Origin of the sequence: Stenotrophomonas sp. SMYL20, assembly GCF_036320045.1 — a bacterium.
Taxonomy (GTDB): Bacteria; Pseudomonadota; Gammaproteobacteria; order Xanthomonadales; family Xanthomonadaceae; genus Stenotrophomonas; species Stenotrophomonas maltophilia_A.
Genome location: NZ_JAWIRT010000013.1, coordinates 1 through 22,467, shown reverse-complemented (window position 1 = coordinate 22,467; position 22,467 = coordinate 1). Strand labels below are relative to the sequence as shown.

At 66.6% G+C, this 22,467-nt stretch carries 24 protein-coding genes; 18 read left to right on the top strand and 6 right to left on the bottom strand.

Annotated elements, in window-relative coordinates:
* The first annotated feature begins 235 nt into the window (after positions 1–235).
* Together V3B48_RS11470 and V3B48_RS11465 are read left to right on the top strand one after the other, a co-directional pair.
* Positions 236–1,231 (top strand): LLM class flavin-dependent oxidoreductase, encoded by a 996-nt coding sequence (locus V3B48_RS11470; RefSeq protein ID WP_049400370.1) that lies wholly within the window; start codon positions 236–238, stop codon positions 1,229–1,231.
* Positions 1,232–1,299: 68 nt separating this feature from the next.
* Positions 1,300–1,797 (top strand): pyridoxamine 5'-phosphate oxidase family protein, encoded by a 498-nt coding sequence (locus V3B48_RS11465; RefSeq protein ID WP_049400371.1) that lies wholly within the window; start codon positions 1,300–1,302, stop codon positions 1,795–1,797.
* A 92-nt stretch (positions 1,798–1,889) separates the two neighbouring features.
* On the opposite strand, the gene V3B48_RS11460 is transcribed toward V3B48_RS11465, so the two are convergent.
* Together V3B48_RS11460 and V3B48_RS11455 are read right to left on the bottom strand one after the other, a co-directional pair.
* Positions 1,890–2,549, bottom strand: a complete 660-nt coding sequence (locus tag V3B48_RS11460; RefSeq protein WP_329893766.1) for an exopolysaccharide biosynthesis protein — start codon at positions 2,547–2,549, stop codon at positions 1,890–1,892.
* Complete coding sequence (locus V3B48_RS11455) at positions 2,533–3,876, bottom strand: hemolysin family protein (RefSeq protein ID WP_134950615.1); 1,344 nt, start codon at positions 3,874–3,876, stop codon at positions 2,533–2,535. The genes V3B48_RS11460 and V3B48_RS11455 overlap by 17 nt, the downstream gene beginning before the upstream one ends.
* Before the next feature lie 283 nt (positions 3,877–4,159).
* On the opposite strand from V3B48_RS11455, the gene V3B48_RS11450 reads away from it, so the two are divergent.
* Both V3B48_RS11450 and V3B48_RS11445 read left to right on the top strand, forming a co-directional pair.
* On the top strand, positions 4,160–4,786 hold the full coding sequence (locus V3B48_RS11450; protein ID WP_004152833.1) for a DUF47 family protein: 627 nt from the start codon (positions 4,160–4,162) through the stop codon (positions 4,784–4,786).
* 13 nt (positions 4,787–4,799) lie between these two features.
* Positions 4,800–5,921: an inorganic phosphate transporter gene (locus V3B48_RS11445; protein WP_032128946.1), complete on the top strand. Its 1,122-nt coding sequence runs from the start codon at positions 4,800–4,802 to the stop codon at positions 5,919–5,921.
* Between the two features lie 375 nt (positions 5,922–6,296).
* Here V3B48_RS11445 and V3B48_RS11440 read toward each other — a convergent pair whose 3' ends face one another.
* The 3 genes from V3B48_RS11440 to parE all read right to left on the bottom strand — a co-directional run bounded on the left by V3B48_RS11440 (position 6,297) and on the right by parE (position 10,518).
* Positions 6,297–7,793, bottom strand: coding sequence for a S10 family peptidase (locus V3B48_RS11440; protein ID WP_329893765.1), 1,497 nt, complete (start codon positions 7,791–7,793; stop codon positions 6,297–6,299).
* A gap of 109 nt (positions 7,794–7,902) precedes the next feature.
* Positions 7,903–8,481 (bottom strand): GNAT family protein, encoded by a 579-nt coding sequence (locus tag V3B48_RS11435; RefSeq protein WP_107432345.1) that lies wholly within the window; start codon positions 8,479–8,481, stop codon positions 7,903–7,905.
* Positions 8,482–8,628: 147 nt separating this feature from the next.
* Complete coding sequence (parE, locus tag V3B48_RS11430) at positions 8,629–10,518, bottom strand: DNA topoisomerase IV subunit B (protein WP_019338185.1); 1,890 nt, start codon at positions 10,516–10,518, stop codon at positions 8,629–8,631.
* Positions 10,519–10,690: 172 nt separating this feature from the next.
* On the opposite strand from parE, the gene V3B48_RS11425 reads away from it, so the two are divergent.
* The 10 genes from V3B48_RS11425 to truD all read left to right on the top strand — a co-directional run bounded on the left by V3B48_RS11425 (position 10,691) and on the right by truD (position 18,584).
* Positions 10,691–10,924 (top strand): hypothetical protein, encoded by a 234-nt coding sequence (locus tag V3B48_RS11425; protein ID WP_005416022.1) that lies wholly within the window; start codon positions 10,691–10,693, stop codon positions 10,922–10,924.
* Positions 10,925–11,324: 400 nt separating this feature from the next.
* Positions 11,325–12,989, top strand: a complete 1,665-nt coding sequence (locus V3B48_RS11420; RefSeq protein ID WP_329893764.1) for a CTP synthase — start codon at positions 11,325–11,327, stop codon at positions 12,987–12,989.
* Between the two features lie 89 nt (positions 12,990–13,078).
* Complete coding sequence (gene kdsA / locus V3B48_RS11415; RefSeq protein ID WP_014036736.1) at positions 13,079–13,909, top strand: 3-deoxy-8-phosphooctulonate synthase; 831 nt, start codon at positions 13,079–13,081, stop codon at positions 13,907–13,909.
* The gene (locus V3B48_RS11410; RefSeq protein ID WP_329893763.1) at positions 13,906–14,253 is read left to right on the top strand and encodes a hypothetical protein; all 348 of its coding nucleotides are present in this window, start codon (positions 13,906–13,908) and stop codon (positions 14,251–14,253) included. Before kdsA ends, V3B48_RS11410 begins: the two co-directional genes overlap by 4 nt.
* Positions 14,253–14,582, top strand: coding sequence for a hypothetical protein (locus tag V3B48_RS11405; RefSeq protein ID WP_049400376.1), 330 nt, complete (start codon positions 14,253–14,255; stop codon positions 14,580–14,582). The genes V3B48_RS11410 and V3B48_RS11405 overlap by 1 nt, the downstream gene beginning before the upstream one ends.
* 96 nt (positions 14,583–14,678) lie before the next feature.
* Complete coding sequence (gene eno / locus V3B48_RS11400; RefSeq protein WP_032130116.1) at positions 14,679–15,971, top strand: phosphopyruvate hydratase; 1,293 nt, start codon at positions 14,679–14,681, stop codon at positions 15,969–15,971.
* A 4-nt stretch (positions 15,972–15,975) separates the two neighbouring features.
* On the top strand, positions 15,976–16,329 hold the full coding sequence (ftsB, locus tag V3B48_RS11395) for a cell division protein FtsB (protein ID WP_032130117.1): 354 nt from the start codon (positions 15,976–15,978) through the stop codon (positions 16,327–16,329).
* On the top strand, positions 16,326–17,024 hold the full coding sequence (gene ispD / locus V3B48_RS11390; RefSeq protein ID WP_049400377.1) for a 2-C-methyl-D-erythritol 4-phosphate cytidylyltransferase: 699 nt from the start codon (positions 16,326–16,328) through the stop codon (positions 17,022–17,024). Before ftsB ends, ispD begins: the two co-directional genes overlap by 4 nt.
* A gap of 34 nt (positions 17,025–17,058) precedes the next feature.
* Complete coding sequence (gene ispF, locus V3B48_RS11385; RefSeq protein WP_005409005.1) at positions 17,059–17,556, top strand: 2-C-methyl-D-erythritol 2,4-cyclodiphosphate synthase; 498 nt, start codon at positions 17,059–17,061, stop codon at positions 17,554–17,556.
* Complete coding sequence (gene truD / locus V3B48_RS11380; protein ID WP_285301539.1) at positions 17,553–18,584, top strand: tRNA pseudouridine(13) synthase TruD; 1,032 nt, start codon at positions 17,553–17,555, stop codon at positions 18,582–18,584. The genes ispF and truD overlap by 4 nt, the downstream gene beginning before the upstream one ends.
* A 69-nt stretch (positions 18,585–18,653) precedes the next feature.
* Here truD and V3B48_RS11375 read toward each other — a convergent pair whose 3' ends face one another.
* Positions 18,654–19,193, bottom strand: a complete 540-nt coding sequence (locus V3B48_RS11375) for a Smr/MutS family protein (RefSeq protein ID WP_032130120.1) — start codon at positions 19,191–19,193, stop codon at positions 18,654–18,656.
* Between the two features lie 209 nt (positions 19,194–19,402).
* Between V3B48_RS11375 and surE the strand changes: the two genes are divergently transcribed.
* The 4 genes from surE to V3B48_RS11355 are packed head-to-tail and all read left to right on the top strand — an operon-like array spanning position 19,403 to position 22,271.
* The gene (gene surE, locus V3B48_RS11370) at positions 19,403–20,182 is read left to right on the top strand and encodes a 5'/3'-nucleotidase SurE (protein ID WP_032130121.1); all 780 of its coding nucleotides are present in this window, start codon (positions 19,403–19,405) and stop codon (positions 20,180–20,182) included.
* Entirely contained in the window at positions 20,179–20,856 is a 678-nt protein-coding gene (locus V3B48_RS11365) for a protein-L-isoaspartate(D-aspartate) O-methyltransferase (RefSeq protein ID WP_010485977.1), read from the top strand. The genes surE and V3B48_RS11365 overlap by 4 nt, the downstream gene beginning before the upstream one ends.
* A gap of 18 nt (positions 20,857–20,874) precedes the next feature.
* Positions 20,875–21,489, top strand: coding sequence for a YqaA family protein (locus V3B48_RS11360; RefSeq protein WP_014036746.1), 615 nt, complete (start codon positions 20,875–20,877; stop codon positions 21,487–21,489).
* The gene (locus V3B48_RS11355; protein WP_032130122.1) at positions 21,486–22,271 is read left to right on the top strand and encodes a peptidoglycan DD-metalloendopeptidase family protein; all 786 of its coding nucleotides are present in this window, start codon (positions 21,486–21,488) and stop codon (positions 22,269–22,271) included. Before V3B48_RS11360 ends, V3B48_RS11355 begins: the two co-directional genes overlap by 4 nt.
* Positions 22,272–22,467: the final 196 nt, after the last annotated feature.

The following is a 22,467-nucleotide window of genomic DNA, read 5'->3' as shown; positions in this document are numbered from 1 at the left end:
CCGCCGGGACGTACAGTCCCCCGGTCCCGCCGGCCGCTGGCCGGCTGCGAAGCGATCTACCTGCATGCCGGCCAGCGGCCGGCACTACCAATCGCGCTTGGCGCGGATCAGGGCACCCCGGATCGGTCCGGCGGGCCCTGAACCCGTCCCACGGGAATCAGCATCCCGCCACCGTCACTGGCCGCCGCGCCCGGCCGACCCCATGCATGGGGGATCCTGTGACGGAAAACCGCTGATGATCCCGTTGTCGATCCTTGACCTGGCCCCGGTCTGCGAGGGCAGTGACACCACCGCTGCCTTCGCCAACATGCTGGAACTGGCCCAGCACGCCGATGCGCTGGGCTACCGCCGCTACTGGCTGGCCGAACACCACAACATGCCTGGCATCGCCAGCGCGGCCACCGCCGTGCTGATCGGTCACGTGGCGGGTGGCACAAAGCGCATCCGCGTCGGTGCCGGCGGCATCATGCTGCCCAACCATGCGCCGCTGCAGGTGGCCGAGCAGTTCGGCACGCTCGCCTCGCTGTATCCGGACCGCATCGACCTCGGCCTGGGCCGTGCACCGGGCACCGATCAGCCGACCGCGCGTGCACTGCGCCGTTATTTCGACAGCGCCGACCAGTTCCCGCAGGACGTGCGCGAGCTGCTGCATTACTTCGAACCGGTACAGCCCGGGCAGGCGGTGCAGGCGGTTCCGGGTGGTGGCCTGCGGGTGCCGACCTGGATCCTCGGTTCCAGCCTGTTCGGTGCGCGCATGGCCGCGTCGATGGGCCTGCCATACGCGTTCGCCTCGCACTTCGCACCGGACGTGATGGACGAAGCGCTGGCGGTATACCGACGCGAGTTCCGCCCCTCGGCCACGCTGAAGCAGCCGCACGCGATGCTGGCCCTGAACGTCGTTGCCAGCGACAGCGAAGCTGAATCGCGGCGCCTGTTCACCAGCCAGCAGCAGAGTTTCGTGAACCTGCGTCGTGGCCGACCGGGCAAGATTCCGGCACCCATCGACGACATCGAGTCCTTCTGGGAGCCGCACGAAAAAGTGGGCGTGGAGCGCGCACTGGCCTGCACCGTGCTGGGAGATCCGCAGCAGGTGGCGGAAGGCATCGCCGCGTTTGTCGAGCGCCACAAGCCGGACGAGCTGATGCTCACCGCCAACCTGTATGACCACCGTGCGCGCCTGCGCTCGTTCGAACTGGCGATGCAGGCCTGGCACGCCCGCCACGCGGGCTGAACAATTGCGTCACGGCCCATTGCGGCCGAACCGCGTCTGATGGGGGCTCATATCGAAGGAGCCCCCACATGGCCGACACCCGCGCCGAACACATTGCCCAGCTGGCAGAACTGATCAAGGACGTGGAGGTGGCGATGTTCACCACCACCGGCGTCGACGGCCGCCTCTACAGCCGGCCGCTGGCCACCCAGCAGGTCACCTTCGACGGTGATCTGTGGTTCGTCATCACTGCCGACAGCCCGAAGGTGGCCGAGATTGCGCTCGACCCGCGCGTCAACGTGGCCTATGCCTCGCCATCGAAGAACACCTATGTGTCGGTGGCCGGGCGCGCGCGCGTGGTTGATGATCGCGCGAAGATCGAGGAACTGTGGTCGCCAGCGATGAAGCTGTTCTTCCCGGGCGGCAAGGACGACCCGAACCTGCGCCTGATCCAGGTGCGCGCCGACTCGGCCGAGTACTGGGATGGACCGGGCACGCTGCTGGGCACAGCGCTGAGTTTCGTGTTGTCGGCCGTGCAGGACGAACCGGCGGCGTTGGCCGACAACGGATTCATCGACCTTCGGTGATGGCCGATGTCCAGTATTGGTAGTGCCGGCCGCTGGCCGGCAAACCTGGAAACGTGGCAGCCGGCCAGCGGCCGGCTCTACCGGATTCCGGCTCAGAACCAGCGCTGGAACAGCTCCACCGTATAGCCCACCAGCTGCCCCGAACTGAAACCGAAGAAGGCGATCGCCGCCAGCGCCGCGATCCAGTTGAACAGCATCAGTGCGCCATCGCGTTCCAGCAGCGCCAGCGAGAACAGCAGCAGCTGGAAGCCGAACAGGAAGTTGGTGAACGGAATCGGCAACGACAGCAGCAGGCCCAGCAACACCAGCAGCAGGCCGCTCAAGGCATGCGCCGGCAGTGGTGTCAGCAGCTGCGGCAGGCGCGGTTTCAGCATCTTGTCCAATCGCCGCAGCGGGCGGTCGATGCGGTCCAGGAAACGGTGCATGGTGCCGCGCTTGGGCCCGCGGCGGGCGATGAAGCGGGGCAGCCACGGCCGGCGCAGGCAGAACAGCATCTGCAGGCCGATCAGGATCACCAGCGGGCCGCTGACCGCGCCGCCCATGCCCGGGATCGGGATGAACGACGGCAGGATCGCCACAAACAGGAACACGCCGAACGCGCTCTGCTGCAGGTTGCACAGGATCTGGCCGAGCGGCATGTGCTCGGCCGGGTCGCCGGAGGCGAACATCTCCAGCAGGGTGCGGATGCCCTCGTTACGGTAGGCCGGGCGCTCAACGCCCGGACCCTGGCCGGCCTCAGGCGGTGAGCTCATCGGCCTGCTCGTCGGACAGCGTGCGCAGCAGCAGCTTGTCCACCCGCGCCCCATCCAGGTCGACCACCTCGAAGCGCCAGCCGGCCCAGTCGAAGTACTCGCCCGCGTGCGGGATGCGGCCGAAGTAGTGGATGCACATGCCGGCCAGCGTGTAGTAATCGCCATCCTCGGCATCGGGCAGATCGTTGCTGCCGATCAGCTCGCGCAGGTCCTCGATCGGCAGCGAGCCGTCCACCAGCAGTGAACCGTCCTCGCGGGTCACCACCAGCGCATCTTCGTCGGCGTTCTCCACCGCCTGCAGGCGGCCGACCACGGCGCCCATCAGGTCGCTGATGGTCACCAGGCCCTGGATCTCGCCGTACTCGTCCACCACCAGCGCCATCGACTGCTGTTCCTCGCGGAAGATCTCCAGCAGCTTCATCGCGTGGGTCGATTCGGAGACGTACAGCGGTTCGCGCAGGGTCTGGAACAGCGCGTTGTCGCCGCGCGCCATGCGTGTGGCCAGCGATTTCAGTTCAAGCACGCCGACCACGTCCATGTCGTTGTCGCGCAGCACCGGGTAGCGCGAGAACTCGTGCTCGGCCATGATTTCCAGGTTGCGCTCCAGCCCAGCCTGGGTATCCAGCCAGGCGATGCGGTTGCGCGGGGTCATCAGGCTGTCGGCGGTGCGGTCGCCCAGGCGCATGACGCGGTTCATCATGTCGCGCTCGTGGGCGTCGATCACACCGGCCTCGTGGCTCTCGGCCACCAGCATGCGGATCTCTTCTTCGGTCACCGAGGCAACTTCGTCCTTGCCTAGCCCCATCAGGCGCAGGACCAAGCGGGTCGAATGGGACAGCAGCCACACGGCCGGGAATGCAATTCGGGCCAGCCAGCCCATCGGCAGGGCTACCATGCCAGCGATGTCTTCCGAACGGGTGATGGCCAGGCGCTTGGGCACCAGCTCACCGAAAATCAGCGTCAGGAAGGTGATCAGCGCCACGGCCAGCGTCTTGCCGATCAGGTTCGACAGCGGCTGCGGATTGCCGAACAGGGTGATGGTGTCGGCCAGCGACGGGAACAACACCTGAAGGTGGTGGGCGATGCTGTTACCGATGGCCTCACCGCCGTACACGCCGGTCAGGATGCCGCCCAGGGTGATGCCGATCTGGACGGTGGACAGGAAGTTCTCCGGCTTCTCGGACAGCTCAAGCGCCTTGGCGGCGCGCTTGGAAGTGCTGGCCATCTGCTTCAGGCGGCTCTTGCGCGAGGTCATGACCGACATTTCGGACATGGCGAAGAAGCCGTTGAACACGATCAGGGCCAAAACTATCAGGATCTCAAACACGGGCGTCGTCCCCGGTTGGTGGCAGGGAGGGCGGGTGCTTGCGATGGCGGCTGGCGCTCAGGAACAGGGTCCGGCGCGGCGCAGGGGGGTAAGGGTCGTCGTCCATAAGGTGCGCCCGAAGGCGCGCTGGCATCTTAGCAAAGGGGCGTGGCAGGGTGGCAACCGCCTGTTCAGGTTGGGGCTTCCAGAGCCCCGGAAGGGGGCAGGGATACCCGTGATGGTCATCTAGCCGTCATAATTCCGTCTGGTGCCGTCCTTCCCGCGACGGCTGACAGGTTTCTCAATGTTCTCTCTGCAGACCATTTTCGGTTCCGGCAAACAGTTCTACACCCTGCTCGATGAGGCTGCCGTCGCGGCTTCCGACGCCGCCAAGGCGCTGCATTCCATGCTGCGCGAGGCCGACCGCCAGCCCGCGCTGGACGCCTTCAAGCTGGCCCGCCTGCGCGAACGCGCGGCCTCGGACAAGATCAGCCAGGCGCTGGTGGACAGCTTCATGACCCCGATCGAGCGCGAAGACATCGAAGCGCTGGGCTCGGCGCTGTACAAGATTCCCAAGCAGATCGAAAAGTTCGCCGATCGCTATTCGCTGGCCACGACCCACCTGGAGCACATCGACTTCGCGCCGCGCGCGGCGATGCTGGAACAGGCTGCCGGCGTGGTGGTGGAGATGGTGGCCGACCTGCGCCACATGAACCTGGACCGGATGACCGCGCTCAACGAGAAGCTGCGTTCGCTGGAGAACGAGGCCGACCGCCTGATGCTCGAGCTGTACCGCGACATCTACTCGGGCCGCCTGGACAACCTGCAGATGTTCCTGCTGAAGGAATTCTTCGAGATCCTGGAAAAGGCCATCGACCGCTGCCGCGAGGCCGGCGTGGTGGCGTACCAGATCGTGTTGAAGAACAGCTGACGGACGCCGCCGCATGTTGACCCTTGTCCTGGTGGTGATCCTCGCCGCGCTCGTCTTCGAGTTCATCAACGGCTTCCACGACACCGCCAACTCCATTGCCACCGTGGTGGCGACCAAGGTGCTCTCGCCCGGCTGGGCGGTGATGCTGGCCGCCTTCATGAACCTCATCGGTGCACTGACCGGTACCGCGGTGGCGCTGACCATCGCTTCGGGCCTGCTCAACACCAACGTGGTCGACGTCACCCCGCAGGTGATCCTGTGCGCCCTGCTGGGCGGCATCATCTGGAACCTGATCACCTGGTGGAAGGGCCTGCCGTCCTCGTCCTCGCACGCCCTGATCGGTGGCCTCTGCGGCGCCGGCCTGGCCGCTGCCCACAACAACTGGGACGCGCTGATCTGGTCCGAGCGCCTGGGCAGCTGGGCGCAGAACAAGGGCCTGCTGTGGAAGGTGTTCGTGCCGATGATCACCTCGCCGATCGCCGGCTTCCTGCTCGGCATCGTGGTGATGGTGCTGCTGTGGGGCCTGATTGCCGGGCTGGCCAAGATCGGTGGTGCCATCGGTCGTCTGGCCCGCCCGCGCATCGTCAACGCCTTCTTCGGCAAGGCGCAGATCGCCTCGGCGGCCTACATGGGCTTCGCCCACGGCCACAACGACGCGCAGAAGACCATGGGCATCATCGCCATGACACTGATCGGTGCCGAGGCCACCGGTGCGCTGGATGACCTGCCGTCGTGGCTGGCCTTCATGCACCCGGACGCCAGCGCCGGTGACGGCATCGCGATGTGGATCGTGCTGACCTGTGCGGTGGTGATGGCGGCCGGTACTGCCTCGGGCGGCTGGAAGATCATCAAGACCCTGGGTCACAAGATGGTCAAGCTGCACCCGATCCACGGCTTCGCCGCGGAGACCAGCTCGGCCACCATTCTGACCCTGGCCGCCCACTTCGGCATGCCGGTCTCGACCACGCACAGCATCTCCACCGCGATCATGGGCGTCGGCTTCGCCAAGAACCCGCGCTCGCTGAAGTTCGGCGTCATCGAACGCATCGTCTGGGCCTGGATCCTGACCATCCCGGCCGCAGGTGGTTGTGCGTACCTGATCCTGAAGCTGTTCGAACTGTTCGGCTGGACCTGATCGCCGCGCCAAGGTGCACACGAAAAAGCCCGCCGGATACCGGCGGGCTTTTTTCATGGGCAGAGAATTCTTCCGGACACATCGTGTCGACCAAGGTCGACACCTACCAGAGCAGAAACAGGGATCCGCCCCCGTGCCGACCAACGGTCGGCACCCACCAACAGCGCACGGAAACTGTCGAAGGCGGGGTGGGATGGGCAGGCGGGGGCGCAGAGCGCCATGGATGGCGCTCTACGAGGCACGCAGGAGCAGTTTTTGCCCTCCCCCGCCTGCCCATCCCACCCCGCCAACCCACGGAATGCCAGCTCTTGCTGTTGCAGTGGCAGTTGATCCCCAGCGGGTGCCGGGCCGCAGGCCCGGCCACCACCACCACCCTCAGTTACGCTGGAACAACGCCTGCACATCCCTGCGGAACGCCGCCTGGCTGTCCGCCCGGCTGTAGAACATGTGCCCGCCCGGATAACTGCGCACCTGCACCCGGTCCGGATTGCTGCCCATCGCCGGCATCTGGTCCACCGTCAGGATCGACCCCATGAACGGGCACGACAGGTCGTTCCAGCCATGCACGATCAAGACTTGAAGGTGCGGATCGATCGCCACCGCCTGGCGCAGCTGGGTCACCGCGCCCTGGCGCAGATCACCGTTGCGGTCCCACAACCGGTTCACCTCGTAGTTCAGCGCCTGGTAGCGGGAATCCACCTTCCAGCCGACCACGCGCGTGACGAAGTCGACCATCGCCGTGGTGGTCGGCGCGATGATGCTGTCCAGCAGCGGATCGTTGGCGCGCTGTTCCGGATCATTCGGGAACGGATCGAACGCGGTCACGTTGGAGTCGTAGCGGCTGCCCAGCGTGCCCTTGTCGCGGAACACCTCACGCAGATAGGCCTGCGTCTCCAGTCGGCCACCGGCGCGGCGCACGAACTGCGGGTCCAGCCCGGTCAGCTCGGTCACCCGGCGCAGCATCGCCTCGGTCGCCTGCGGATCGCTGCGGCCCTTCATCAGCGCAGTCGCGTAGTCGCCACGTGTGTATTCCACCACGTCGCGCATCGCCGCATCGGTCAGTTTGCCCTGGCGCTCCAGGTGCGCTGCAGCGATCGACGGCAGCGTCTGCATCCACGCCATCGGTGAGACATCGGCGTTGTCTTCCAGGGTCGGGCTCAGGTAGGGCGACACCAGCACCAGGCCGTTCATCGCCACGCCCAGGCGGGTCTGCAGGAAGTGGGTGATGCGCGGGCCGCGGTAGCCGCCGTAGCTCTCGCCGGTCAGGTACTTGCGTGCACCCATGCGCTGGTTGCGCAGCAGCCAGTCGTAGATCGAGCGCGACAGGTATTCGATGTCGGCGCTGGGGTTGTACAGCTGCTTCTTCGCCTCGTCATCGCCGATGCGCGCACGGCTGAAGCCAGTGCCGACCGGGTCGATGAACACCAGGTCGGTGAAGTCCAGCCAGGTGCCGGGGTTGTCGTGCAGGGTGGCCGGCGCCGATGCGCTGTCACCCTCCGAACCAAAGGTGACCACCTTGGGCCCGATCGCGCCCATGTTGAGATAGACCGACGATGCACCCGGGCCGCCGTTGAGCGCGAAGGTCACCGGCCGGTCCTTGCCCGGCATCGTATAGGCGGTGAACACCACATCGGCGATCACCTTACCCTTGGCATCGCGCACCGGCAGGGTGCCGACGGTGGCGGTGTAGTCCAGGGTGCGGCCGGCCAGGCGCATGCTCTGGCGGGCCGACGCATCGGCGGGCAGCGCAGGCGCTTCGGTCTTGTCGTCTTTCGGGTCGGGCGTGGCCTCGGCGTCAGGCGCGGCCAGCACGCTGGCAGGGGCGATGAGCAGGCCGACGCAGAGCGCGGCAGTATGCAGCAGGGACTTCATGGCACCGGATTGGCAGCGGAAGGGGGTTCCGATGCTAGGCCGGTGGCGGGCAGGCCGTATGTGTCCAAAGGCATGGCCGCGCGTCGAGGCCGCCAGTGGCCAGATTGGGTCAAGCGGGCAGGGTGGTGCGCAGTTCGTCGTCGGCCAGCAGGCCGTATACCGCCGAATCGGACAGTTCGCCCTGGATGCGCCAGCGCTGCCGCAGCACGCCCTCCAGGTGGAAGCCCAGCCGTTCAAGCACGTGTGCCGAGGGCCGGTTGCGCGGGTCGACTTCGGCTTCCACGCGATGCAGGCGCAGGGTCTGGAACAGGTAGTCCAGCAGGTGCTGCAGCGCTTCGTGCATGTAGCCCTGGCCTTGCCTGTCGGGGGCCAGCAGGTAGCCGATCTCGGCACGAGCGGCATCGCGATCCAGGGCGAACACCACGCAGATGCCTAGCAACGGGCCATCCAGTGTTTCGCGCACGGCCAGCTTGAGCTGGGTGCCGGTGGCCTGTGCCGCCAGGTCATCGTCGATCTGCGCGCGCGCTTCGGCCGGTCGTGTCCACGCCGGGTGGTTCCAGAACCGCATCACGTCCGGATCGGACTGGATCGCGAACAGGGCGGCCGCATCGTCGCGGCGGATCGGGCTCAGGACCAGGCGCGCGCTGTGCAGCGGCAGGCCCGGGAACAGCAGCGAGTGGCTGGCCAATACGATGGTCCACACAGATGGACGCGCATTATGGCGCCGCCGGGTTTGCCGATGGGGGCGTAATGCCAAGGGCACATGAACCGGCATTACCGGGCGATGGGGCCAGAGCCGTTTCCCTGCAGGAAACGGATCCGGCCCCGCGTCGGGTCAGACTTCCAGCGAAGCCAGGTCGCCCTTGCTCTCCAGCCAGCCCTTGCGGTCGGAGGCGCGCTTCTTGGCCAGCAGCATGTCCATCAGCGAACGGGTCTGCTCGCCGTCGTCCACGGTCAGCTGCACCAGGCGACGGGTGTCGGGGTGGATGGTGGATTCACGCAGCTGTGGCGGATTCATCTCGCCCAGGCCCTTGAAGCGGGTGACGTTGATCGCGCCCTTGATCTTCTCGCGTTCGATCTTGTCCAGCATCGAGCGCTTCTCTTCTTCGTCCAGGGCATAGAACACCTGCTTGCCCACATCGATGCGGAACAGCGGTGGCATCGCCACGAACACGTGGCCGGCATCGACCAGCGCCGGGAAGTGCTTGAGGAACAGCGCGGTGAGCAGGGTGGCGATGTGCAGGCCGTCCGAGTCCGCGTCGGCCAGGATGATGACCTTGCCGTAGCGCAGGCCAGCAATGTCGTCCTTGCCGGGGTCGCAGCCGATGGCCACGGCCAGGTTGTGCACTTCTTCCGACGCCAGCACGCTGTTGGAGGACACTTCCCAGGTGTTGAGGATCTTGCCGCGCAGCGGCAGGATCGCCTGGAAGTCCTTGTCACGCGCCTGCTTGGCACTGCCGCCTGCCGAGTCACCCTCCACCAGGAACAGCTCGGTGCGCGACAGGTCCTGGCTGATGCAGTCGGCCAGCTTGCCGGGCAGGGCCGGGCCCTGGGTGACTTTCTTGCGGACGACCAGCTTTTCGGTCTTCAGGCGCGCGCTGGCGCGCTCGATGGCGATCTGCGCGATCTTCTCGCCCAGCTCCACGTTCTGGTTCAGCAGCAGGCTGAACGCATCGTGGGCGGCGCCTTCGATGAAGCCGGCGGCCTGGCGCGAGGACAGGCGTTCCTTGGTCTGGCCGCTGAACTGCGGGTCGGTCATCTTCAGCGACAGCACGAACGACACGCGGTCCCACACGTCTTCCGGGGCCAGCTTGACGCCACGCGGCAGCAGGTTGCGGAAGTCGCAGAACTCGCGCAGCGCCTCGGTCAGGCCGGTGCGCAGGCCGTTGACGTGGGTGCCGTGCTGGGCAGTGGGGATCAGGTTGACGTAGCTTTCCTGCACCAGCTCGCCTTCCGGCAGCCAGGCCACGGCCCAGTCCACGATCTCGGTGTCTTTCTTCAGGTTGCCGACGAACAGCTCGGCCGGCAGCATCTCGCGATCGCCCAGCTCCAGCTTCAGGTAATCGCGCAGGCCGTCTTCGTAGTACCAGGTATCAACTTCGCCGGTGGCTTCGTCGGTCAGCTTCACGGTCAGGCCGGGGCACAGCACGGCCTTGGCGCGCAACAGGTGCTTGAGCGCGCGCACCGCGAACTTGGGCGTGTCGAAGTACTTCGGGTCCGGCCAGAAGCGCACGCGGGTACCGGTGTTCTTCTTGCCGACGCTGCCGACCACTTCCAGCGGGGTGGCGCGGTCGCCGTTGCGGAAGGTGATGCGGTGCTCGGCACCTTCGCGCTTGATGTGCACCTCGACCAGGGTCGACAGCGCATTGACCACGCTGACACCGACGCCGTGCAGGCCGCCGGAGAAGGTGTAGTTGTTGTTGCTGAACTTGCCGCCCGCATGCAGGCGGGTGAGGATCAGCTCGACACCCGGGATCTTCTCTTCCGGGTGGATGTCCACCGGCATGCCGCGGCCGTCATCGCTGACCTCCACGCTGCCGTCCTTGTACAGGGTGATCTCGATCGAGCGCGCATGGCCGGCGAGGGCCTCGTCCACCGAGTTGTCGATCACTTCCTGCGCCAGGTGGTTCGGGCGCGCGGTGTCGGTATACATGCCGGGACGGCGCTTGACCGGGTCAAGGCCGGACAGGACTTCAATATCGGCGGCGTTATAACGGGCGTTCATCTGTCTTCGAAAGCTTGGAGCGACGGGCAAGTGTGGGGTCTGGCACGGGATTTTGCACGCCTGCGGTTCAGTCTCGGCGACGCAGAGGGGGTAAAATGGCAGTCGCTGGAATCTGAACGCCGGCGACCCCCGTTGGGTCGAAACGTCCAAGCCATACCGCGAGGAGGACCTCATGAAGAAGTTGCTGACCATTGCGATCCTGGCCGCTGCCGCCGTTGCAGTGCCGCTGGTGGTGGCGCAGAACGCCGGCCAGCCGGCCCCGCAGCAGGGTGACCAGGCCGACAAGGCGCAGGCCGAAGCCGATGCCAAGGCCAAGCGTCGGGCCCAGGCCAATGCCGAAATGAAGGCGCAGGGCCAGCCGGCCCCGCAGCAGGAAGAGGAAGAGGAAGCGCGCAAGAAGCGCTGATCCCGCCCCCTGCCAGGCGCCCTTGCGACAAGGGTTGCGCTCCGGAACGCCCCGCTTTGCGGGGCGTTTCTTTTTAGTGGCGTGCCATCTGCCTCTTGGGTTGGCGGCCATCAATCTGTAAACTATGGCTTTCCGGGAGTAAGTGCGTGTCCACCATTTGCGAATGGGCTGGAGCGGCCAAGCGTGGCTTCCAGCATGGCGGGTCGCAGGTGACGGTCGATTTGACCGGCACGGTCGCCCCGACCTCGCACGGTGGTCCCCGTCCGGCGCCTGCCGTCGCACGGATCCGCACCTCCCTCGCTGCCACAGCGAACCGGAAAACCCCCTCTGAGCACCATGCCTGCCCTCCGGGCGCGCGTGGTGCTGCCGTTTTCCATTTCCAGACAGGATGCTTGCAGCCATGACTCCCTTGATTTTCGTAACCGGCGGCGTGGTGTCCTCGCTCGGCAAAGGCATTGCCGCCGCGTCGCTGGCCGCCATTCTCGAAGCCCGTGGCCTGAAGGTCACGATGATGAAGCTCGACCCGTACATCAACGTCGACCCGGGCACCATGAGCCCGTTCCAGCACGGTGAGGTCTACGTCACCGACGACGGCGCCGAGACCGACCTCGACCTGGGCCACTACGAGCGCTTCGTGCGCACTCGCCTGAGCCGCAAGAACTCGGTCACCACCGGTCGTATCTACGAGAACGTGATCCGCAAGGAACGCCGCGGCGATTACCTGGGCGCGACCGTGCAGGTCATTCCGCACATCACCGATGAAATCCGTCGCTGCATCGACGAGGCCACCGAAGGCTACGACGTGGCGCTGGTGGAGATCGGCGGTACTGTCGGCGACATCGAGTCGCTGCCGTTCCTGGAGGCGATCCGCCAGGTGCGCACTGAGCGTGGCCCGGAGAAGGCACTGTTCATGCACCTCACCCTGGTGCCGTACATCGGCGCCGCCGGTGAGCTGAAGACCAAGCCGACCCAGCACTCGGTGAAGGAACTGCGCTCGATCGGCATCCAGCCGGACGTGCTGCTGTGCCGTTCGGAACAGGCCGTGCCGGATTCGGAGCGCCGCAAGATCGCCCAGTTCACCAACGTTTCCGAGCGCGCGGTGATCAGCGTGCCGGACGTGGACGTCCTGTACCGCATTCCGTCAGGCCTGCATGCGCAGGGCCTGGACGAGATTGTGGTCAACCAGCTGAGGCTGGCCGACAAGGTCGGTCCGGTCGATCTGTCGATGTGGGAAGACGCGGTCGATGCGACCCTGCATCCGCTGGACGAAGTGACCATCGCCGTGGTCGGCAAGTACGTCGATCACCAGGATGCCTACAAGTCGGTCGGCGAAGCGCTCAAGCACGGCGGCCTGCGCCAGCGCACCAAGGTCAACCTGAAGTGGCTGGAAGCACAGGACCTGGAAGGCACCGACATGGCTGCACTGGCCGATGTCGACGGCATCCTGGTGCCGGGCGGCTTCGGTGACCGTGGTTTCGAAGGCAAGGTGCTGACCTCGAAGTTCGCCCGCGAGCAGCACGTGCCGTACTTCGGCATCTGCTACGGCATGCAGGCGGCCGTCGTCGATTACGCCCGCAACGTGGTCGGCCTGGAAGGTGCCAACAGCACTGAGAACGACCGCCAGTCGCCGAACCCGGTGATCGGCCTGATCACCGAATGGCGTACGGCAACCGGCGACGTCGAAAAGCGTGATGACAAGAGCGACCTCGGTGGCACCATGCGCCTGGGCCTGCAGGAACAGCGCCTGAAGCCGGGCACGCTGGCCCGTGAGCTGTACGGCAAGGACGTGGTTGCCGAGCGCCACCGCCACCGCTACGAGTTCAACAACCGCTACCGCACCCAGCTGGAGGATGCGGGCCTGGTGATCGCCGGCAAGTCGATGGATGACACCCTGGTGGAAGTGGTGGAGCTGCCGCGCGATGCGCACCCGTGGTTCCTGGCCTGCCAGGCGCACCCGGAATTCCTGTCTACGCCGCGTGACGGCCACCCGCTGTTCATCGGTTTCATCCGTGCCGCACGTGAACGCAAGGCCGGCGGCAAGCTGCTGCAGGAAGCCCGCGCCTGACTTGTGATGGGGGCCGCCGGCCCCCATCTTGCACGCTTCAACCCCCAGCGCACCGGCCCGGCCGGTGCCGCGGACAACAAGGAAACGCCATGAAACTGTGTGGATTCGAGGTCGGGCTGGACCAGCCCCTGTTCCTGATCGCCGGCCCCTGCGTGATCGAGTCGATGCAGCTGCAGCTCGATACCGCCGGCAAGTTGAAGGAAGTCACCGACAAGCTCGGCGTCAACTTCATCTTCAAGTCCAGCTTCGACAAGGCCAACCGCACTTCGGGCACCGCATTCCGCGGCCCGGGCATGGAAGAGGGCCTGAAGGTCCTGGCCGAGGTCAAGAAGCAGATCGGCGTGCCGGTGCTGACCGACGTCCACGAATACACCCCGATGGACGAAGTGGCCTCGGTGGTGGACGTGCTGCAGACCCCGGCGTTCCTGGTCCGCCAGACCGACTTCATCCGCAAGGTGTGCTCGGCCGGCAAGCCGGTCAACATCAAGAAGGGCCAGTTCCTGGCGCCGTGGGACATGAAGCCGGTCGTGGAGAAGGCCAAGGCCACCGGCAACGAGCAGATCATGGTCTGCGAACGCGGTGCCAGCTTCGGCTACAACAACCTGGTCAGTGACATGCGTTCGCTGGCGGTGATGCGCGATACCGGTTGCCCGGTGGTGTTCGACGCCACCCATTCGGTGCAGCTGCCGGGTGGGCAGGGCACCAGTTCCGGTGGCCAGCGTGAGCACGTGCCGGTGCTGGCCCGCGCCGCCGTGGCGGTGGGCATCTCCGGCCTGTTCGCCGAAACCCATCCGGACCCGTCCAAGGCGCTGTCCGATGGCCCCAATGCATGGCCGCTGGACCAGATGGAAGCGCTGCTCGAGACCCTGATGGAACTCGATGCGGTGACCAAGAAGCACGGCTTTTCGCGCTTCGCGTGAGTCGTGACCCGTGGCTGGCGCTGGAAACCCAGCGTCACCGCCGGCACTGGAAACGGTGGCCCTGGGGCCTGATCGCACTGGGTCTGGCCGTGCTGTTCACCGTGGGCATGTTCGGGCTGGTACTGATCGGCGCTGCGTCGGTGCGGCCCCCCGGTGATGGCAGCAGTGCGCTCGATCTGCGGGCGTACTTCATTGCGCTGCTGGTGGCGGAGCTGCTCGGTGCCGTGGGCTGCGTCGCTGCCGCTGTGCTGGCCTGGCGGCTGAATCGCGGCAAGGTCACGGCTGGCCTGGCGATCATCCTGCTCTCGCTGTGGCTGGGCGCCCTGTTCTACGGATTGCTCTGATGAATACGACCACATCGGCGCGTGGCTGGCCCTGGGGCCTGATCGCCCTGGGGCTGTCCGTGTTGACCTGGATCGCCCTGGTGGTGGGCGTGCTGGCCTTCACGTCCGGTTTCCGGCCGCCGGGGGATGGAAACAACGGCGTGCAGGCCACGCAGTGGTGGCTGCTGGGCGCGCTGGTCACGATGGTGCTGTCCTTCCTGGGCAGCCCGGTGGCGATGGTGCTGGCCTGGCGACGGCGGCGTGGCCCCATCCTGGCAGCGATTGCCGGTGCATTGCTGGTGATGCTGGTGTCGATGATCCTGATCGTGATCGGGTCCAGTTGGGGCTGAAGCCGCCCACGCCATTTGGCAAGTGGCGGGCAGCCGGGGATAATCACGCGGCATTCGTTTTGTCGCCCCCTCTCCATACAGGTAACCGGCCCGACCATGAGTACGATCCGCAGCATCCACGCCCGTGAAATCCTCGACAGCCGTGGCAACCCCACGCTGGAAGCCGAAGTCATCCTGGAGGACGGTTCGTTCGGTCGTGCCGCGGTTCCCTCCGGCGCCTCGACCGGCACCAAGGAAGCGGTCGAGCTGCGTGACGGCGACAAGACCCGTTACCTGGGCAAGGGCGTGCGCAAGGCTGTCGACAACGTCAACACCACCATCGCCAATGCGCTGAAGGGCTTCGAAGCCACCGACCAGGCTGGCCTCGACCGTCGCCTGATCGACCTTGACGGCACCGAGAACAAGGGCCGCCTGGGCGCCAACGCGCTGCTGGGTGTTTCGATGGCCGCCGCGCACGCCGCCGCTGCATCGAACAAGCAGGCGCTGTGGCAGTACCTGGCTGCCAAGACCGGCGTGACCCCGTCGCTGCCGGTGCCGATGATGAACATCATCAACGGCGGCGCGCACGCCGACAACAACGTCGACTTCCAGGAGTTCATGGTGCTGCCGGTCGGCTTCACCTCGTTCTCCGAAGCGCTGCGCGCGGGCACCGAAATCTTCCATTCGCTGAAGTCGGTGCTGAAGGGCCACGGCCTGAGCACGGCGGTCGGCGACGAAGGCGGCTTCGCACCGGACTTCCGCAGCAACGTCGAGGCGCTCGACACCATCCTCGAAGCGATCGGCAAGGCTGGCTATACCGCCGGTGAAGACGTGCTGCTGGGCCTGGACGTCGCCTCCAGCGAATTCTTCGAAAACGGCAAGTACAACCTGGTCGGCGAGAACAAGCGCCTGACCTCCGAGCAGTTCGTCGACTTCCTCGCCGACTGGGCCGCGCAGTACCCGATCATCACGATTGAAGATGGCCTGGCCGAGAACGACTGGGCCGGCTGGAAGCTGCTGACCGACCGCATCGGCAAGAAGGTGCAGCTGGTTGGCGACGACCTGTTCGTGACCAACCCGAAGATCTTCCAGGAAGGCATCGACTCGGGCACCGCCAACGCGATCCTGATCAAGGTCAACCAGATCGGCACGCTCAGCGAAACCCTGGAAGCGATCGCGATGGCCGACCGCGCCGGCTATGCCGCCGTCGTCTCGCACCGTTCGGGCGAAACCGAAGACACCACCATTGCCGATATCTCGGTGGCCACCACCGCCACCCAGATCAAGACCGGCTCGCTGTGCCGCAGCGATCGCGTGGCCAAGTACAACCAGCTGCTGCGCATCGAGGAAGCCCTCGGCGCCGGCGCGCGTTACGCCGGTCGTGACGCGTTCGTTTCGCTGAAGCGCTGAGCCGATGCGCGACTGGCGCTGGATGCTGCTGGTGCTGGCCCTGCTGCTGGGCTGGCTGCAGTACCGCTTCTGGTTCGGTCCGGGCAACTCGGGTGAAGTGATGATGCTCGAAGCCCAGGTCGCCAACCAGGAGCGGGACAATGAGGGTCTGCAGCAGCGCAACGACGCGCTCGCTGCCGAAGTGAAGGACCTCAAGGAAGGCCAGTCCGCCATCGAGGAACGCGCGCGCAGCGAGCTGGGCATGATCAAGCCTGGCGAGAAGTTCTACCGTGTGGTCGAGGATGCGCCGGTCCACCCGGCGCAGCCTGCTGCCGGCGTCACTGCCCAGGCGGGCGAACACCCGGCAGACGTGCCATGAGCGCGGCGATCTGGGTCGTTGTTCCTGCGGCCGGCCGTGGCACCCGCTTCGGTGCACCGCTGCCCAAGCAGTACCTGCAGGCGGGCGGGCAGATCCTGCTCGCCCACACGCTGGACGCGCTGCTGGCGCACCCCGCCGTGGCCGGAGCGATGGTGGTGATCGGCCAGGACGATGCCGACTGGCCGGGCTGGAATGAGTGGTCGGGCAAGCCGGTGCTGACCTGCATCGGCGGCGCGACCCGTGCCGCCTCGGTGCTGGCCGGGTTGCAGGCGCTGCCGGACACCGTGCGTGCCGATGAATTCGTGCTGGTTCACGATGCTGCACGGCCGAACCTGTCGCTGGCCGATCTCGGTCGTCTGCTTGAAGTCGGTCGTGCCGACCCGGTCGGGGCGATCCTGGCTGCGCCGGTGCGCGACACCCTCAAGCGCGCTGGCGACGACGGCGGCATCGATGGCACCGAGCCACGCGAGCGCCTGTGGCGCGCACTGACGCCGCAGCTGTTCCGCCGCCACCAGCTCAGCCGCGCGCTGTCCGACGCAGCGGCCGCCGGTGTTGACGTCACCGACGAGGCCATGGCCATGGAACGCCAGGGTCAGCGCCCGCTGCTGGTGGAAGGCAGCGAGGACAACTTCAAGGTCACCACCCCGGCCGATCTGGACCGGTTCGAATTCGTACTTTCCCGCCGCGCCGGCTGACCGTCCGCGCGGCCCTGTTGCAAGGGTTGCATCCATGAGCACCGCACCGTTCCCGCCCGTCCGCATCGGCCAGGGCTACGACGTCCATGCCTTCGGTGAAGGCGATCACATCATGCTCGGCGGCGTGAACGTGCCGCACAGCTGCGGCGTGCTCGCGCACAGCGATGGCGACGTGATCCTGCACGCCCTGTGCGATGCGATGCTCGGCGCGCTGGCGCTGGGCGATATCGGCCAGCATTTTCCGCCGAGCGACGACCGCTGGAAGGGCGCCGACAGCAGTGATTTCGTTCGCCATTGCGACAGCCTGCTGCGCGAGCGTGGCTGGCGCGTCGGCAACACCGACATCACCGTGATCTGCGAGCGTCCGAAGGTCGGCCCGCATGCGCTGGCGATGCGTGAGCGCATCGGTGGGTTGCTGCAGTTGCCGCTGGATGCAGTCAGCGTCAAGGCCACCACGTCTGAGAAGCTGGGCTTCACTGGTCGTGGCGAAGGCATCGCCGCACAGGCGGTGGTACTGCTGGTGGCGGCATGATCCCGCTGCCGTTGGCGTTTGGTGCGCCGTTGCTGACGGCGCGCATCCGCACCACGCCGGACGATTTCCAGGTTGACGAACTGCCGGCCTTCGAGGCGACCGGTGAAGGCGAGCACCTGCTGCTGCATATCCGCAAGCGTGGAGCCAACACCGTGCATGTGGCCAAGCTGCTGGCCAAGTGGGCGGGCCTGCCGGAAATGGCGGTGAGCTATGCCGGGATGAAAGACCGCCACGCGGTCACCACCCAGCGTTTCAGCGTGCACCTGCCCAAGCGCGTCGCGCCGGACCTGGCCGAGCTGGCCAGCGACGAGATCGAAGTGCTCGAAGCCACCTGGCACAACCGCAAGCTGCAGCGTGGCGCACTGGCCGGCAACCGCTTCAAGCTGGTGCTGCGCGAGGTGCAGGGTGATGCCACGGCGATCAGCGAGCGCCTGCAGCAGATTGCCGAGCGCGGCCTGCCGAACTGGTTCGGCGAACAGCGCTTTGGCCGCGACGGTGGCAACGTACCGGCCGCACTGGCGATGTTCGGTGGCCGCCGCATGCGCAAGGACCAGCGTTCGCTGCTGCTCTCTGCAGCCCGTTCGGCGCTGTTCAACCGCGTGCTGGCCGCGCGCGTGGAGCAGGGCAACTGGGATCAGCCGCTCGATGGCGAAGTGTGGATGCTCGATGGCAGCCGCAGCGTGTTCGGACCCGAGCCGTACACCGACGTGCTGGCCGAGCGACTGGCGCGTTTCGACATCCATCCCAGCGCACCGCTGTGGGGCGAAGGCGAGCTGCGCAGCGCCGACGCGGCACGTGAGCTGGAGCTGGCCGCGCTGGACGACGAGGAGTCAAAGGCACTGCGGGCCGGCCTGGAAGACGCACGGCTGAAGCAGGAGCGCCGCGCATTGCGCCTGCGCCCGGCGCTGCTGCAGCACCAGTGGCTGGCCGACGACGTGCTGGAGCTGTCATTCGCGCTGCCGCCAGGCTGCTACGCCACCGCCGTACTGCACGAACTCGGCCCCGTCGAAGACGCCTCGCAGGCCTGACAGAAAAAGGGGACGGAGGGAATTAAGTCGTTTGTGGCACAAACGACTTAATTCCCTCCGTCCCCTTTTTCATCTACGGGCCAGCAGCACCAGCACCGCGCCGGTGCCGCCTTGTCCGGTCGGCGCCGAATGGAACGCCAGTACGTCGTTGCGCAGCCGCAGCAGGCGATCGACCAGATTCTTCAGCACCGGTGCACCGCCATCGGACTGCAGGCCCTTGCCGTGGATGATGCGCACGCAGCCATAGTCGTGTGCATGCGCCTCCAGCAGGAACTGGCGCAGCAGCGCCTCCGCCTGCGACGCAGTGGCGCCGTGCAGGTCCAGCTCGTCCTGCACCGAGTACTGGCCACGCTTGAGGCGCTGGAACAAGCGTGGTGGCAGGTTGTCGCGGCGATAGCTGGCCACGTCGCCGGCTTCCAGCGGCGTGCTGTCGCGCAGCAGCCGGGCGAATTCGCCGGCGGCTTCGGCCTCGTCACGTTCGGCCATGCGCGCGCGCGGCTTCGGCCGCGGCGCGGCAGGCGCCGGCTCGGCATCCTTGCGCAGCGGCGTCACTTCGCCGATGGCCGCACGGAACAATGCGGCCGGATCTTCGTCTTCAGGGTGCGACATGCGCACAGGGTAAACCGCCGGCGCAGCTCTGCCTATGACGGTTCGATGTCGGTCATGACCGCCGACAGGGTAGGACCGGCGGCTCGCATGCGGCACAATAGACGATGCCCTTGCAGGGTCGACGGCTTCCGCAGGGGAGTACGGCGGTCCCGCCCACACTGCACGGTGACGGAATCGAATTCTTGGAAAATCAAGCGGTTAAATCGAAGATGCGAATCCTGGTCAGTAACGACGATGGCGTCGACGCCGCAGGCATCCGGATGCTTGCTTCGGTGCTGCGCGAGGCCGGACACGAAGTCACGGTGGTCGCGCCCGACCGTGATCGCTCCGGCGCCAGCAATTCGCTGACCCTGGACCTGCCGATCCGCCTCAAGCGCATCGACCATTACACCGTCTCGGTGGCCGGCACTCCGACCGACTGCGTGCACCTGGCGCTGACCGGGCTGCTCGAGTTCGAACCGGACATTGTCGTGTCCGGCATCAACAATGCCGCCAACCTCGGCGATGACGTGATCTACTCCGGCACCGTCTCGGCGGCGATGGAAGGTCGCTTCCTCGGGCTGCCGGCGGTGGCGGTCTCGCTGGTTACCCGCAACCACGATCCGAAACACTTCGAGACCGCCGCGCGCGCTGCGGTGGAGATCGTTGCCCGGCTCAAGGCCGATCCGTTGCCGGCTGACACCATCCTCAACGTCAACGTGCCGGACCTGCCGTGGGGCGAGGTCAAGGGCTTCGAGGTCACCCGCCTCGGCAACCGCCACCGCGCCGAAGGCTGCATCGCGCAGAAAGACCCGCGCGGCAACGAGGTGTACTGGATCGGCCCGGCCGGCCGTGAGCAGGACTCCGGCCCCGGTACCGACTTCCATGCGGTGCGCACCGGGCATATCTCGATCACCCCGATCCAGGTGGACCTGACCCGCTACCAGGCACTGGAGAAAGTGGCCAGCTGGGTCGGCGGCCTCAGTGCCGCGCTGGACCAGCCGGCATGAGTCCACGCCTGCGCCTGCAACCGGAAGCCGTCGGTATCGGCATGACCTCGCAGCGTGTGCGTGACCGCCTGGTCGACCGCCTGCGCGAAGCCGGCATCGTTGACGAGCCGACCTTGAATGCGATCCGGGTGGTGCCGCGCCATCTGTTCATCGACGAGGCACTGGCCTCGCGCGCGTATGAAGACACTGCGCTGCCGATCGGCCACGGCCAGACCATCTCGCAGCCCTGGGTGGTCGCGCGGATGACCGAGGCGGTGCTCCAGGTCGCGCCGAAGCGGGTGCTGGAAGTCGGCACCGGTTCCGGTTACCAGGCCGCCATCCTCGGTGCGCTGGGCCTGGAGGTCTACACCGTGGAGCGCATCGGCGATCTGCTGCGACAGGCCCGCAAGCGCTTCCGTGCGCTGGGAATGAACATCCGCACCAAGCATGACGACGGTCGCGTCGGCTGGGCCGAGCACGGTCCGTTCGATGCCATCGTGGTTACTGCGGCGGCGCCGGCACTGGTCGACGCCCTGATCGAGCAACTGGCCGAGGGCGGCCGCCTGGTGGCGCCGGTCGGTGGCCCCGGGGCGCAGTCGCTGGTACAGCTGGACCGCAAGGCCGACGGCAGCATCGAACAACACGTGCTGGCGCCGGTCACGTTCGTGCCGCTGCTGTCTGGCATGCTCGACTAATCCACGGAGCAGGGTTGCATGAAGATTTTCGGGCCGCTGTACGAGCGGGCGATGAAGTGGGCGGCGCACGAACGCGCGCCGACCTACCTGACGGTGTTGAGCTTCTTCGAGGCGATCATCTTCCCGGTGATGCCGGAGGTGATGCTGGCGCCGATGTGCGTGGCCCAGCCCAAGCGCGGTTGGTGGTTCGCCACCCTGAGCCTGGCCGGCTCGATGGTCGGTGCACTGGTTGGCTACGCGCTGGGTCATTACGCCTTCGAGGCGATCAAGCCGTTGTTCGAAGCGCTGGGCATGCTGCCGGCCATCGAGCAGGGCATCACCACCGTGCAGGCGAAGATGGCCGAGTCGCCGTGGGCAGTGTTCACCTTCCTGGTGCTGGGCGGATTCATGCCCATCCCGATGAAGGTCTTCACGTGGGCATCGGGTATCGTCGGTGTACCGATGCCGCAGTACCTGTTGAGCATGCTGATCGGTCGTGGCAAGCGCGTGTTCGTGCTGGCTGCGGTCATCCGTATCGGTGGTGCGCGTGCTGAAGCGGCACTGCGTCGCTGGATTGAACCGCTGGGCTGGATCGCCACCGCGCTGGTGGTGGTGCTGATCGCCTGGCTTGTATGGAGGTCGAAGTTCGCATGAGTCCTGATCGTCTGAGCAAGGGAGTGCGCATCGGCGCGCTGGCGTTGCTGGTTTCCACCCTGGCCGCCTGCGGCACCGCCACCGTGGTTCGTCCTGGTGGTGGCAGCACCGGTGGCGGTGTGACCACGCCGAAGACCTCGGTACCCAAGCCGGGGCAGACCGTGGTGGTGCGCAAGGGCGACACCATCTATGCGCTGGCCCGCATCCATGACATCACCCCGGCCGACCTGATTGCCTGGAACAGCCTGGACAACCCCTCGACGATCTACCCGGGGCAGGTGATCCGGCTGTATCCGGCCGGTGCCAGCGGCGGCCGCGCGCCCACCACGGTGGTCACCCCGCCGCGTTCCGGTGGCAGCAGTGGCGGCAGCACCACGCCGGCCCCGGCGCCGGTCGGTCCGGTGAAGAGCAACATCGCCTGGCGCTGGCCGGCTGATGGCGCCATCGTTGGCCGCTACGTGGCTGGTGATGCGACCAAGCAGGGCGTCGACATCGCCGGCACCAGCGGCCAGGCGGTCAAGGCCACCGCCAATGGCGTGGTGGTGTATTCCGGCGCCGGCCTGGTCGGCTACGGCGAGCTGATCATCATCAAGCACAGCGACCAGTGGCTGTCGGCCTATGGCCACAACCGCAAGCGCCTGGTGAATGAAGGGCAGAGCGTGAAGGCCGGTGAGCAGATCGCCGAAATGGGCCGTACCGGTGCGAACCGCGACATGGTCCACTTCGAGATTCGCTACAACGGCAAGCCGGTCGACCCGCAGCAGTACCTGCCGGCACGCTGATCGTCAGATGCGATAGCGCCGGGCCATGCCCGGCGTTCCTGGCCTGTAGAGTCGAGATCCTATGTTCGCGGTCAAGCCTGCTGGAAGCAGGCTTGACCCACCTTCAGCATGGCCGGATCGAAGTCCCGGCCGCTCTTGAACACGCCCCAGGCGATCTTGGCTAGTTTCCTTGCCAGAATGTTGAAGACGGCGGTGC

Coding starts and splice junctions, on each gene's coding strand:
- V3B48_RS11470 (WP_049400370.1), top strand. CDS start 236: ATGATCCCGTTGTCGATCCTTGACCTGGCCCCGGTCTGCGAGGGCAGT.
- V3B48_RS11465 (WP_049400371.1), top strand. CDS start 1,300: ATGGCCGACACCCGCGCCGAACACATTGCCCAGCTGGCAGAACTGATC.
- V3B48_RS11460 (WP_329893766.1), bottom strand. CDS start 2,549: ATGAGCTCACCGCCTGAGGCCGGCCAGGGTCCGGGCGTTGAGCGCCCG.
- V3B48_RS11450 (WP_004152833.1), top strand. CDS start 4,160: ATGTTCTCTCTGCAGACCATTTTCGGTTCCGGCAAACAGTTCTACACC.
- V3B48_RS11445 (WP_032128946.1), top strand. CDS start 4,800: ATGTTGACCCTTGTCCTGGTGGTGATCCTCGCCGCGCTCGTCTTCGAG.
- V3B48_RS11440 (WP_329893765.1), bottom strand. CDS start 7,793: ATGAAGTCCCTGCTGCATACTGCCGCGCTCTGCGTCGGCCTGCTCATC.
- parE (WP_019338185.1), bottom strand. CDS start 10,518: ATGAACGCCCGTTATAACGCCGCCGATATTGAAGTCCTGTCCGGCCTT.
- V3B48_RS11425 (WP_005416022.1), top strand. CDS start 10,691: ATGAAGAAGTTGCTGACCATTGCGATCCTGGCCGCTGCCGCCGTTGCA.
- V3B48_RS11420 (WP_329893764.1), top strand. CDS start 11,325: ATGACTCCCTTGATTTTCGTAACCGGCGGCGTGGTGTCCTCGCTCGGC.
- kdsA (WP_014036736.1), top strand. CDS start 13,079: ATGAAACTGTGTGGATTCGAGGTCGGGCTGGACCAGCCCCTGTTCCTG.
- V3B48_RS11405 (WP_049400376.1), top strand. CDS start 14,253: ATGAATACGACCACATCGGCGCGTGGCTGGCCCTGGGGCCTGATCGCC.
- eno (WP_032130116.1), top strand. CDS start 14,679: ATGAGTACGATCCGCAGCATCCACGCCCGTGAAATCCTCGACAGCCGT.
- ftsB (WP_032130117.1), top strand. CDS start 15,976: ATGCGCGACTGGCGCTGGATGCTGCTGGTGCTGGCCCTGCTGCTGGGC.
- ispD (WP_049400377.1), top strand. CDS start 16,326: ATGAGCGCGGCGATCTGGGTCGTTGTTCCTGCGGCCGGCCGTGGCACC.
- ispF (WP_005409005.1), top strand. CDS start 17,059: ATGAGCACCGCACCGTTCCCGCCCGTCCGCATCGGCCAGGGCTACGAC.
- truD (WP_285301539.1), top strand. CDS start 17,553: ATGATCCCGCTGCCGTTGGCGTTTGGTGCGCCGTTGCTGACGGCGCGC.
- V3B48_RS11375 (WP_032130120.1), bottom strand. CDS start 19,193: ATGTCGCACCCTGAAGACGAAGATCCGGCCGCATTGTTCCGTGCGGCC.
- surE (WP_032130121.1), top strand. CDS start 19,403: ATGCGAATCCTGGTCAGTAACGACGATGGCGTCGACGCCGCAGGCATC.
- V3B48_RS11365 (WP_010485977.1), top strand. CDS start 20,179: ATGAGTCCACGCCTGCGCCTGCAACCGGAAGCCGTCGGTATCGGCATG.
- V3B48_RS11360 (WP_014036746.1), top strand. CDS start 20,875: ATGAAGATTTTCGGGCCGCTGTACGAGCGGGCGATGAAGTGGGCGGCG.
- V3B48_RS11355 (WP_032130122.1), top strand. CDS start 21,486: ATGAGTCCTGATCGTCTGAGCAAGGGAGTGCGCATCGGCGCGCTGGCG.